Consider the following 12,836-nt stretch of genomic DNA (forward strand, 5'->3'; position numbering starts at 1 on the left):
CCTTTTTAAATATCAGCTTTTACTCATCATACTTTATGCTTCATCACTTGGTATGATTGGAAACAGGCTAGTATTTCTTTCTTGGGTATGCTATTGTAATGGTGTATTTTTGAGATATTGGAGGAGGGATTTTCGTGAGTGAAAAAATCGTTGCAGGTAAAACTTTACCTCAATGGATTGAGTCGGTACCAATATTAGAAAAGATTATAAAAACAGAGGAAATATTTTGGATCAACCAAAATAAAATAGCTTTCGACATCGCTAATGAACGAGTTGTTTATACTCAAAAGGATGTCGAAGATGCTGAAAATCGGTTAAAACGATTTGCTTATTATTTAAAAATTGCTTTTCCTGAAACCAAAGAATCAAACGGCATCATCGAATCTGATTTAACTCCCTTAACAGAAATGAAAAAGATTATCGAAAAAGAAACAGATACTTTTATTCCAGGAAATTTTTTATTGAAACGAGACGACACTTTGCCCATTGCAGGCACAATCAAAGCTAGAGGCGCTATTTATGAAGTCTTAAAACACGCTGAAACATTAGCTTTGGAGTACGGACTTCTAACCTCTATGGATGAGGATTACAGTATTTTTGCCAGTGAGAAGTTCCATGATTTCTTTGCAAAACATAAAATCGCGGTAGGCACGACTGGTAATTTAGGGATCAGTGTAGGAACTGTAGGGGCTAAACTGGGGTTTGAAGTAACGGTTCATATGTCAGTCGAAGCTAAAAAATGGAAAAAAGATTTTTTACGCTCGCGCGGGGTTACGGTTATTGAGCATGAATCAGACTTTACTAAAGCTGTTGAAAAGGGCCGGGCGGAATCAAATGCAGATCCTATGTCTTACTTTGTCGATGACGAACATTCTGTAGATCTCTTTTTAGGATACACAGTTGCTGGAAGTCGATTAAAAAACCAACTGGATGCTAAAGATATTAGAGTTGATAAGGATCATCCTCTATTTGTTTATTTGCCTTGCGGAATCGGCGGAAGCCCAGGAGGCATTACTTTTGGTTTGAAACAAATTTATGGAGACAACGTTCACTGTTTCTTCGCCGAACCTACTCACACTCCTTCCATGCTGGTAGGACTTGTTACTCAACAGTACGATAACGTATCTGTTAAGGACTTCTCTATCGACGGAAAAACCTGTGCAGATGGATTAGCCGTTCCTCGTACTTCTGGTTTTGTGGCTAAAGTAATGGAAAACTTTTTCAGCGGGTCTTATACACTGGATGATCGTCATACTTATCAATTGCTCGCTTCTATAGCAGACAGCGAACAAATCTTTTTAGAACCTGCTGCTGTAGCTGGTTTGCCTGGAGCTGCTCGCTTGTTATCTACTACAGAAGGCAAGCGCTATTTGACAGAAAATGATTTAACAGACAAAATGACTCGAGCCACTCACATTGCGTGGGCCACTGGAGGAAGTATGGTTCCTGATATTGATCGAGAGGAATTTTATCTTCAAGGTACAACACCATTAGACTATATGCAGTAATCTTTAAAACTTAACAAAGAAACGCGCTTAAAAGAGCATGCTTTCTCTTTTAGGCGCGTTCGTTGTTTCTTTTATTATTCTTCAACCACAGTGGATTTGGCAGGAATAAGTACATTTAATGAGTGTGGGAAAACTTCAACTTCAGCTGGAAAACTTAGTCCAACTTCTCCATCAATGATTGTTTTTAAGTCATTCTCCTTATCCAGTCTGATTTGAGCTTTGCTGAAAGGTATCATATCTACTTGGTCTGAATAATCTGCATGATTTTGGAATAACATAGGAACTAAAACCAATTTTTGATGCAAGTTGGTTTCTTTTAATCCTAGAAAATACAACTTGCCATCTTCAATAGTCGCTTCCGGGATAAAGTTTTGGATGCCCGCTACCGAATTGCTTAATGCAATAATCATTAAGCTGTACCGTTCTTTTACCTCTTTGCCATCAAAAAGCAGTGTAAATGGATAAACTGTTTCTTGATCCAACGCTTTAACACCTTGGATGAAGTAAGCTAGCGGCCCAAAAGTTGTTTTCATTTCACTGTCCACATGTTGAACCGTTTCTGGTATTGGTCCAGCGGAAACTGAACTGACAAAATAAGTATCATTGATTCTACCTGTATCAATCGGAACAATCTGTGCATCTGAAAAAACTTCTATCGCTTCCAACGGATCGTTCGGAATACCTAAGGCTTTGGCGAAATTATTGACTGTCCCAAGCGGTACGATGCCTAGAGCTGTTGATTGATCGTTTTTCCTTAATCCATTCACCACTTCATGCATGGTACCGTCTCCACCCATAGCAATCACAGTATCAAAGTCTTCTTCAGCAGCTTTATGCGCATAATTTTCAGCATCGCCTTTTTCTTTCGTTTTGTTGACTTTGATTTCTTGGGTTGTTTCGCTTAAGATAGATTTCAATTTTTCGATATACTCTTCAGATTTTTCTTTTCCTGAAGATGGATTTGCGATGATCATTATTTTTTTCATAAAGTGGGCTCACTCTTTCCTATTTGTGTCAGTGAATGCTAACGAGATGTTTAACTAACTCTTTTTTCTTGTTGATCCTCTTTCTACTAGCGTTGACTCAAAAACTAAGTTTCCTTGAGATTTACCGTTTTCAGCTATTTTTTTCAAAATCATTTTAGCACAAGCTTCTCCCATTTCCACTACCGGTTGCCTCATAGTCGTCAATCTGGGGTAAGCAATCTGGTCTAAAAACACGCCATCATGTCCTACTATACCATAATCGTTCGGAATACTGCCGTTCATTTTCAAGATTCCTCTTTCGATTCCTAATGCTAAACGATCAGAGCTGCATACAAAAGCCGTATTTGGTTCAAATAAATGCCAGTTCTCTTCTATAAATTGCGATGATAATGAAGAATGGTTCTTAAAATGGAAAGCTGTGGTTTCTTTATGATTTTTTTCCATTACCTCTTTATAACCGGACTCTCTTGATTTTTCGAACTTTTCATTGATATCGATCCCTATGTAAACGACTTTTTCGTAGCCTAGATCTAATACATGCTGGGTGGCAGCAGACACACCTTGCTTATTATCTGTATCTATAAAGTCGTATCCGCGATCGTTTTCTCCAAACAATACAACTGGTTTTGTCGCTCTAGAAATCCACTCATAGTCTTTTTGACGAACTCCAGTCATGATATATCCATCACATAACCCGATATCAAAATTGTTCTGCGTCACTAATTGAAGTGAATACTGTTCTGCTTCCAATCCTTTAGCAATTCCGGTCAGCAAATTCATGTAATAAGGTTCCGTTGTACTCATTTTTTCTAGAATAAAAAACTTGATTACTAACGTTCGATTATTTACTAAAGCTCTGGCGGCTGTATTAGGGCGATAATTCAATTCTTTCATCGCTTGTATCACTAATGTTTTCAATTCGTCTGTGACTTGTTCCGGGTGGTTGATCACTCTAGAAACAGTCATTTTAGAAACATTAGCTTTTTTTGCCACATCATTTAACGTCGCCATTTCGAATCCCCTTTCAATTCACCTAATTTGAGTAGGTTTCTTCTATTTTATTATCGCTATTATTTTGATAAAAAACAACAGACTAGAGAAAAATAGAAACCTCGAAATCTAAAATCGTTCAAGGTTTCTACATAACTACTTATCAAAAAAGGTTCAATATTATTTTACTTCAAAAAACTGATCCAACTTTTGACAATCCATGCACAGTCCATAAATCTCTAAACGATGATGGGTAATTTTAAAACCTGTCAGATCCGCAGTAACACTCTCCACATCTTCCAAACCTGGATAGTAGATATCTTCTACTTTACCGCAATTCTCACAGACTGCATGATAATGCTCAGTGGTTGCAAAATCAAACCTGCTGGAAGCATCCCCAAATCTCATTTCTTTAACAAAGCCAATTTCTGTAAACAAACGTAAATTATTGTAGACTGTGGCTACACTCATACTAGGGAATCGATCAGATAATGCTTTATAAATTTCATCAGCAGTCGGGTGACTGTCGTGTTCGATCAAATACTCCAATATTCCATAACGTTGAGGTGTGATACGAATATTATTTGCTTTTAATTTATTGATGGACTGAGACACACGCTCACTCATAAACAGGACTCCCCTTTTTTCTTCTTAAACAGATTGTAACGATTATTAGATGATAATACTTTACTCTCTTATTTTACTTACTTTTTCTCTTTTTTGCAACTAGATTTCTTTCACTCACAGTTTTTCTATATTAAATTCAACTTTTTTGAATCCTCGTTAGTCAAAACTTCTTTTTTATGAGAGTTTTGGCGACTTTTCACAATAAAGATTGAAAATTCTTTGCAATTCTCCTATGATTAAAGTACAAAGAATTTAGGTTTTTTGCGATTTTTAGAGATATTTTAGGAGGAACAATATGAAGCTAGACCATTCAAAATCAAATCAAGTAGGCGCGGAAGCTGAAAAAGTTATTGTAGGAGGTGTAAACAGTCCAAGTCGTTCTTATAAAGCAGTTGGCGGCGGATACCCTGTTACAATGGAATACGGAGACGGTGCTTATTTATATGACGTTGATGGCAACCGGTATATTGATTACTTAGCAGCATATGGTCCTATTATTACAGGATTCAATCATCCTCATGTTGTAAAAGCTGTTAAAAGCGCAGCAGAAACAGGGGTTTTATTTGGTACACCAACTAAACATGAAGTTAAATTTGCAAAGATGCTGACAGATGCTATTCCTTCAATGGATAAAGTCCGCTTTACAAACTCTGGAACTGAGGCCGTTATGACGACAGTTAGAGTTGCTCGAGCATATACAAATCGTGAATTGATCGTTAAATTCTCCGGACAATACCACGGTCACTTTGACTTGGTTCTGGTAGAAGCAGGAAGCGGTCCTTCAACTTTAGGAACGAATAGTTCTGGCGGAGTAACGGTTGGAACTGCCAGAGAAGTAATTACTGTTCCTTACAATAATGTTGAATCTTATCGTGCGGTTATGGAAAAATGGGGAGATCAAGTTGCTGCTGTATTAGTTGAGCCGATTGTAGGAAACTTCGGTATGGTTGCACCTAAACCAGGATTCCTGGAAGCTGTTAATGAAATCACCCACCAACATGGTGCTTTAGTGATTTATGATGAAGTCATCACTAATTTCCGTTTCCATTACGGAGCTGCTCAAGATCTATTAGGCGTTATCCCAGATTTAACTGCCTTTGGTAAATCTATTGGCGGCGGTCTTCCGATCGGTGCTTATGGTGGTCCAGTTGAAATTATGGACACTGTTGCTCCTTTAGGGCCTGCTTATCAAGCTGGTACAATGGCTGGAAATCCATTGTCGATGCAAGCTGGTATTGCTTGTTTGGAAGTTCTGCAAGAACCAGGTATTTACGAAAGAATGGCTGATTTTGCTGAACAATTAAGAGATGCTCTTGAAGCTGCTGGGGAAAAATATTCTATCCCTACTGTTGTCAATCAAATCGGCGGCTCTTTACAAGTATACTTTACTGACCATGAGGTAAAGGATTATAACGACGCCGTTGATACAGATGCTGAACGCTATGGAAAATTCTTTAAAGCCATGTTGGACGAAGGCATCAATCTAGCACCAAGTAAATACGAAGCGATGTATATTACGATCATGCATACTCAAGAAGACATTGACGAAACTAAAAAAGCTATCGATACTGCATTTTCTAAATTATAAGATGACGATCAATCTTCAGATACCCTTTGCAAAACTATTAAGCTTTGGTATAATAAATCAATTGTAGACAATTATTAATCATGAGGGGACTCAGTTTTTATGAAAATTGGCGCTCGAACGTTTAAAACAGGACTTGCAGTTGCACTGGCTTTATTAATTCCACCCTTACTCGGCATGCCGGAAGGAAGTATCTTAGCTGGAATTTCTGCTGTTTTTGCAATGCAGCCCTCTCCTAAACGTCAGTGGGTTCAAGTTCGAAATCGAATTTTAGGAAATACGATAGGCGGTATAGTAGCAGTTATTTTCACTTTGAGTTTTGGCAGTCATTATCTGATCGTTGGTTTTGCGTCTGCCATATTGATCGCTATTTTACACCAATTGAATTTTGACAATGTTATTGGGAATGCTGTAGTTACATTGATCGTTATCAGTTTTACCACAGCCGATTCTTTTGTATTGGCTGCAGGGATACGTGTGTTGGCTACGATTATGGGTGTCATCATCGGAACCATTGTAAACACGTTTTTATATCGACCAAAATATGAAGATAAGCTGTTTCACTTAATGGATTACACATCGTCTGAATTGATGAAATGGATTCGAGCAAGTGTTCGAAAAAATACACAGTTTACTCTTTTGAAAAAAGACTTGAAGTTCATTCAATCTGAGATCAAACGGATGGACAATTATATGTCCATGATGAAGGAAGACAATATTTTAACCAAATCCAGAATCAAACAAATCAGAAACCTTCGTAGAATCGCAGTTTATCGACAATTGGTCGAAACCACTAGAGCTGCATACAACTTAGCTAGTACATTGCATTCTGCAGAAAATGTTTTTAACCACTTTTCTTCTGACTTGCGGATTTTGATCCGGGAAAGATTGGAAGTATTATTAAGCGGTCATGAACAAATATTGTTAAAGTTTAATGGTCGTGTAGATCCTGAAGCAGTTAATTTTATCGCATACAAATCTTCTCTTCGAAAAGAATTTATGAGTACCTTTTTTGACGAAGCCAAATTAGACTCCTACATGCATGATGATTATGGAGACAGCAACGCTGTTATTCATATTATGTCAGCCATATTAGAGTATGAAGAAAATTTGATTCTTTTGAACCGATTGGTTACGAGTTACAGACACTATGATTGGTCGCAAAAAGAAGCTATCGACAATATTCAAAATATTGAACAATAAAAAGAAGCTTGATCTGGTGTAAAGTAGCCAGGTCAAGCTTCTTTTTAACAATTCTATTCCTCTCTTCCTGAGGTTGTGTCAATTGGTTTAGATAATTCTTCGATAAACAATTCAGACATCAATTCTTCGCCTTGACTGTTTAGGCTGTATCCATCTTCTTCTAGGGTGGCGGTCAAATCTATATTGTCTGCTTCTAACTTGTTCATATACAAATCGTGCAAGTCGAATACTGGCCAATCATTAGCAGCAGCAGTTTCTTTTGCATTCTCCATGTATTGGATGTAATCCAACATTCGAGAATTATAATCCTCTATTCCACTGCTGTTAGGAGATGGTGTTACCATTACAACTAACGCATCTGGCAGAACTTCTTTAATGGATGTTACATTTCTAGTTAAATAATCTTCAGAATCCACTAAACTAATGTCCCGAACTTGGTCGCCAAGAGCCGGGACCATAAAGAAGACAACTGATGCATTGGTTTCTGCTAATTCATTAAAAGTATTTGTAATGTACAACTCATATGAATCTGCCTCTTCGCTCACTAACGAAGAAGAAGTCAATTCACCAGTCACCTGTTCTTTAAGATACTCCTCAGCCTTAGTTGCCCAAGTCGCATTTTCAGGCAGTTGTCCGTAAAAAGCTATTGCTGTTTCTTTTTCAACCGTTTGTATGTAGTTTAAGTACTCTACTATAGATAAGCTGTCTCTGTTTTCTTCATACGTTGTGATGTCAACAGCCTGTTCTTTTTCTTTCTTTTCTGCAGGTTCAGTTGTTTCTTCTGTAGTGGATGCAGTAGTAGCATGAATCAATTTTTCTTGCTGTTTATTCGAATATGAATACCCCACAAACACAACTGCTACAGTGAGAAGAAATAGTAGACAAACCAGAACTATACCTTTCTTTTTCATATTTTCTCACTCCTTCATTTTTAATTTCCTTCGTTATTATAACATACAAAAAACAGGTCACCATCATAAATTTCAATATGATCAGGACCTGCTTTTTTGTTCTTAAACTCATTTTTTTACTTAAAGATCAAAACAATCCGCTACACATTTTTCCGAAACAAAAATGCATGGCGAATTGTTTAAAATGATTGATGAAAATGCTACTGTATCGAACACTCACAACCTCGTATGAAGACCTATTGCTTTCCAGATAATTGACGGTATCGATCATACCAAATGTCCATATAGGCTTGAGAGAATGGTCCTTTGCCTTCATTGATCCAATCTACTAGGATCTTGACATTTTCTTTTAATATATGATCAATATCTTCTGGATATTCCCATTTGCGACTATGGTCTTCGTACTCATCTACATCCAACAACCGTTTCTCGCCATCTGGAAATACTTTGATGTCTAAATCATAATCAATATATTTTAACCCTTCTTCATCAATAAGAGCTGGTGAGGCAAGGTTACAATAATAAGATACCCCGTTATCGCGAATCATAGCGATGATGTTGAACCAATATTTTTTATGGAAATAAAGAATAGCCGGTTCTCTTGTCACCCATCTTCTGCCATCGGCTTCTGTAACTAGAGTATGGTCATTGCAGCCGATCAAGGATTGATTACTTGTTTTTAGTACCATTGTATCTCGCCACGTGCGATGTAAACTGCCGTCGTGTTTATAGCTTTGGATCGTGATGTATTCTCCTTCTTTTGGATGATGCATCGCTAACCCAACTTTCTTTATCTCTGTTACTTGTTGAGAGATAGTTACTTTACCACAAGTGTAAGAATACACTCGAATCATTAAATAGTATACCATAATCATTTTAATAAAGTAATCGAGTAGGAGATAAATAATTAATTTATTTATCGTCCTCTCACACCACCGTACGTACCGTTCGGTATACGGCGGTTCAATTTCATATAACATGCTTTTGTTTTAAATAGTAACTATCTGGAGATACTAGACCTTTGAAGGCTAGTATCTTATTGGTTACTGTGGTTGTCATAACCCAGGACAGGGCTATTCGGGCAGTTCCTTTGGAACTGTGGCTATTCATGTAGGCGTTGTAGTCGCTCATCCCTAGTTTAGTGAGGGCTCTTCTTCGATTTTTGGCTGTTTTCCATTGGTGCCAGATACACATCCTCAGTCGATAACGAAGATGACTCGCTATTTTCTTGAGTTTTGTGTGCATATTTCCTATTTTGAAATAGTTCACCCATCCTCTGATGACTTGATTCAATTTAACGATGCGGTAAGCCATATCAATGCCCCAGCTTTTCTTGCTTAGCTGATGAAGCTTATATTTAAACGTCTCGATTGATATGGCATGAGGCTTTGCTTGATAGCCTTTATCTGCTTTCGACCAATAGAATCCAAATCCCAAGAATTTAAAGGTTGGGTCATTAGGTTTAATGATTTTCGATTTACTCGTGTTCACAGTTAAACCCAGAGTTTCCTCAATATATCGTGTAACCGAACGCATTACGCGCCTTGCTGCGAATTCGCTCTTAACGAGGATAATGCAGTCATCTGCGTATCGCACGAAGTGTAGACCTCTTCTCTCTAGTTCTTGGTCGAGTTCATTTAAGAGGATATTACTCAATAATGGCGAGAGGTTTCCCCCTTGGGGAGTGCCAACTGGACTTTCCTCATATTCTCCGTTTACCATAATGCCACTCACGAGATATTTCCGAATCAATGATATCACATCACCATCGGTTATTTTCCGAGAAACTAGATTCATCAGTCGATCATGGTTAACAGTGTCAAAGAACTTCTCTAAATCAATGTCGACAATCCAGTGATAACCTTCGTTCATATCTCTTAGCCCTTGCGCTATAGCCATATGGGCGTTGCGGTTTGGACGGAATCCATAACTACTGTTGTGGAAGTGTTCGTCAAAAATGGGTGTGAGAACTTGTGCAATCGCTTGTTGAATAACTCGGTCAACCACTGTCGGTATACCCAGTAGTCTGACCCCACCCGATGGTTTAGGTATTTCTACTCTTCTGACAGGTTTAGGTTGATAGTGACGTTGACGAATAGTCTGAATAAGCTCTTCTTTGTGCTGACGAAGATATTCTTTAGCCTCTTCGATAGACATACCGTCAATGCCTGCGGCACCTTTATTCCGTTCCACTTGTCGAAAGGCTTCGTTTAAATTATTTCTGGATAGGATTCTATCCAGTGTCCTGTTTTCCTGCATGCTTGTTACTCCTTTTCTGCTCTCGTAAGGCAGCTATCTACTTTTACGCTGTCGTAGCCAATAGTCTTTGGCGGCCTCCAATAAAGATGTTTGTAACGATAAAATTGTTCGGTCCTTCGCTCTTTCTAGCTTTCACTAGCTGTCTTCACTACTACGACCTCTGCTGACTTCTCATGAGTCAAGCACTTATCACTAAGTGTATTTGGTATAACGTCATGAGACCTCCCCAGTTAAGGTGCGAACTCTTTCACTCCATCTATCTGCCACATTTATGCTTCGAGTTAGGACAGTTATCGGACTTTAGCTTCTTTCGCAGCCTTATCCACTCGACTCACCTCTTATGTGATTTCTGTTCGTCAGACCAGAGTTTTGCCTTAGGCTTCCTTCAGATTCCACCTCACGGTGGACACCCTTGCCGTCAGCTATATGCTTACCACTGTCAGGTCGCATTCGGGACTTGCACCCGTTAGAGTTCGCCCATGCTGGGCGAACAAAAAAAGGTGGGTTTAGCCCACCTTTTTTTTCGTTGATCTAAAGCATCTATTTTCCGACTATCTCGAATGCACAAATGCTCGTAAGGTCACAGCGAAAAAAGCTTTTATCGATATTCAAACAAGTTTGTTTATTTCTCTAAAAATTTATTTTTATACGCTGCCCACATCTTCATTTGAGGACCAGGAAAAGTATACTGATCAAAGTCTTCTGGCTTCACCCATGCACAATGTTCAGGAATAGAATCGATTAGATCATTTTTAGGGAGCTCTCCGTAATAAATAGCCATATGCCATTTCAAATGACTGAAAATGTGTGTCTCTCCAGCAATCGGCTCTTTTATCAATATCGGTTTTATTCCATAAAAAAGATCCAGTTGATCATTCAACTCATCGACCGAATAATCAGATGTTTCTTCTTTTGCCGAGACAAATTTTCCTTTAGCGAAAAACTGGCTCATCTGACTTTCTTCTAACAAAGGAAAAGTCCACATACTGGCTAACAACCCATTACTGGGGCGCTTTTCAAGCAACAATTCTCCTTTTTGATTGCTGATAACAACTCCAGCATAATAAACCGGTTCGGCTTTTTTCTTTTTACTTTTTACCGGATATTTTTCCCATGTGCCATTGAGATAAGATTGATTGAATTCTTTAACAGGACTTTTTTCAGGATGATAATTTTTCGGCGTACAAATAGTAGCCCCTAAATCCATTAAAGCTTGATTGAAGTCTCCTGGTCTATAAGGATCAATGATCTCTCTTAAAATCTCTTCAAACAGCTTACGATTTGCCGGCACCGCGATATCTGCATCAATTTCAAATAAGCGGCTTAAAATACGCATGATATTTCCATCCACAGCCGGCTCCGGCAATCCAAAAGCCATACTAGCAATTGCTCCAGTCGTATATGGACCGATTCCTTTCAATTTAATGATTTCTTTTGGATCACGCGGCATTTCACCATTGTATTCTTCTATGATTTGAATAGCCGCTTTTTGCAGATTACGGACTCTGGAGTAATACCCCAGTCCTTCCCAAGTTTTCAATAAAGTGTCTTCTTCTGCTTGAGAGAGAGCTTCAATAGAGGGAAATGTACGCATAAAATTTAAATAATATGGGATAACCGTATCTACTCGCGTTTGCTGTAACATGATCTCCGATACCCATATACGATACGGATCATTGTTTTTTCTCCACGGAAGATCACGCTTTTCTATATCATACCAGCTTAATAGAGTTGTTCGAAAACGCTCGATTTTTTCTTGAGGCCAAATTTGTATTCCATTGATTACTTTTGCTGTTGTCATACTCGTTTCATTCATTCTTCTTCCAGTTCCTTCTCGTTAATAAATTGGGTGATCAATTCACCATCAAACCCTTTTTGGTATAAATTAGTCTTCACTTTTTGGATTTTTTTGCTGCCTGTCAGTTTAGACTGTTTCCGCCAAATTTTTTCTCCATGTTTTTTCAACGCTTCATATTCGTCATCTTCTTCTTTTTCTGTATCTATATGAGTCAAAATTTCAGTGATCTCATCACTGTTAAAACCTTTTTGCATAAGATTTTGCCTAACCTTATTTGCTGTTTCTTTTGAAGAACTCTGTTTGGTTCTTTTTAACACCTTATTCGCAGCAGCAACTCCATTTTCGATTCGCTGTTCTAAAGGATATTGCATTAAAGCTTGTTCAATGATCGTGTCATGAACTCCCCGCTTTTTCAATTCTTGGCGGATAGTATAAGGTCCTTTTCCATTTAGATTAGCCGCAGTTCTTGTATAACTTTCTGCATAAGTCAAATCATCAATGTACTTCATCGTTTTTAGTTTTTCGATAGCTTTTTCTGCTGTTTCTAACGAGAATTCATGCTTCAACAAATCGTCTCGGACTTCTCTTTCTGAACGCAATGAATAACTCAAATAATTTACGGCACGAGAAAAAGCTTTGCTGAAATCATCTTCTTCCTCCAGCTGCTTTTGAAACTCTTTTGAAATTTCCATTCCTTTAAACAATACATGGTTCACTAATACTGATTCATCTATAGGAAAAGCATACTCTCCATCTAAATAAACGTTGTAGCGTCCTTTACGTTTTTGAGTTTCTATTTTTGTGATTTTGGGATTCGTTTTCCCCTCATTCTTTGGTTGATCATTGGGAATAAGTGCCAATCCCCTCACCTCCTAATCCTATTTAGTGCTCTTATTATAGCCTACCTCAAACAAATGTTCGAATCAATTCTTTTCATTCAAATTAAAAGTAAAAAAACGCTTATGCGAG

The 12,836-nt window shown here is 38.0% G+C and carries 11 protein-coding genes; 3 read left to right on the forward strand and 8 right to left on the reverse strand.

What is annotated here, in order from left to right:
- Positions 1–134 precede the first annotated feature (134 nt).
- Positions 135–1,508, forward strand: a complete 1,374-nt coding sequence (locus LMF32_RS13185) for a D-serine ammonia-lyase (RefSeq protein ID WP_188204481.1) — start codon at positions 135–137, stop codon at positions 1,506–1,508.
- Positions 1,509–1,582: 74 nt separating this feature from the next.
- Here LMF32_RS13185 and LMF32_RS13190 read toward each other — a convergent pair whose 3' ends face one another.
- From LMF32_RS13190 to LMF32_RS13200, 3 genes are all read right to left on the reverse strand, one after another.
- Positions 1,583–2,494: a diacylglycerol kinase family protein gene (locus tag LMF32_RS13190; RefSeq protein ID WP_230525026.1), complete on the reverse strand. Its 912-nt coding sequence runs from the start codon at positions 2,492–2,494 to the stop codon at positions 1,583–1,585.
- Positions 2,495–2,548: 54 nt separating this feature from the next.
- On the reverse strand, positions 2,549–3,505 hold the full coding sequence (locus tag LMF32_RS13195) for a LacI family DNA-binding transcriptional regulator (protein WP_092479582.1): 957 nt from the start codon (positions 3,503–3,505) through the stop codon (positions 2,549–2,551).
- A 159-nt stretch (positions 3,506–3,664) separates the two neighbouring features.
- Positions 3,665–4,111, reverse strand: coding sequence for a Fur family transcriptional regulator (locus LMF32_RS13200; RefSeq protein WP_230525027.1), 447 nt, complete (start codon positions 4,109–4,111; stop codon positions 3,665–3,667).
- A 295-nt stretch (positions 4,112–4,406) separates the two neighbouring features.
- On the opposite strand from LMF32_RS13200, the gene LMF32_RS13205 reads away from it, so the two are divergent.
- Positions 4,407–5,699 (forward strand): glutamate-1-semialdehyde 2,1-aminomutase, encoded by a 1,293-nt coding sequence (locus LMF32_RS13205; protein WP_230525028.1) that lies wholly within the window; start codon positions 4,407–4,409, stop codon positions 5,697–5,699.
- A gap of 99 nt (positions 5,700–5,798) precedes the next feature.
- A complete protein-coding gene (locus LMF32_RS13210; protein ID WP_230525029.1) occupies positions 5,799–6,899 on the forward strand; it encodes an aromatic acid exporter family protein in 1,101 nt (366 codons plus the stop codon).
- 53 nt (positions 6,900–6,952) lie between these two features.
- Here the strand turns inward: LMF32_RS13210 and LMF32_RS13215 are convergent, their stop codons facing one another.
- From LMF32_RS13215 to recX, 5 genes are all read right to left on the reverse strand, one after another.
- Positions 6,953–7,810: an SGNH/GDSL hydrolase family protein gene (locus LMF32_RS13215; protein ID WP_188204477.1), complete on the reverse strand. Its 858-nt coding sequence runs from the start codon at positions 7,808–7,810 to the stop codon at positions 6,953–6,955.
- A 236-nt stretch (positions 7,811–8,046) separates the two neighbouring features.
- A complete protein-coding gene (locus LMF32_RS13220; RefSeq protein ID WP_092479624.1) occupies positions 8,047–8,583 on the reverse strand; it encodes a DUF402 domain-containing protein in 537 nt (178 codons plus the stop codon).
- Positions 8,584–8,779: 196 nt separating this feature from the next.
- Complete coding sequence (gene ltrA, locus LMF32_RS13225; protein ID WP_230524654.1) at positions 8,780–10,069, reverse strand: group II intron reverse transcriptase/maturase; 1,290 nt, start codon at positions 10,067–10,069, stop codon at positions 8,780–8,782.
- Between the two features lie 622 nt (positions 10,070–10,691).
- Positions 10,692–11,885 carry an A/G-specific adenine glycosylase gene (gene mutY, locus LMF32_RS13230; protein ID WP_230525030.1) on the reverse strand — a complete coding sequence of 398 codons (1,194 nt, stop codon included), beginning with the start codon at positions 11,883–11,885 and terminating at the stop codon, positions 10,692–10,694.
- Positions 11,882–12,727, reverse strand: coding sequence for a recombination regulator RecX (gene recX / locus LMF32_RS13235; RefSeq protein WP_177192473.1), 846 nt, complete (start codon positions 12,725–12,727; stop codon positions 11,882–11,884). The genes mutY and recX overlap by 4 nt, the downstream gene beginning before the upstream one ends.
- Positions 12,728–12,836 lie beyond the last annotated feature (109 nt).

This window comes from Desemzia sp. C1 (assembly GCF_020882875.1).
Classification (GTDB): Bacteria; Bacillota; Bacilli; order Lactobacillales; family Carnobacteriaceae; genus Desemzia; species Desemzia incerta.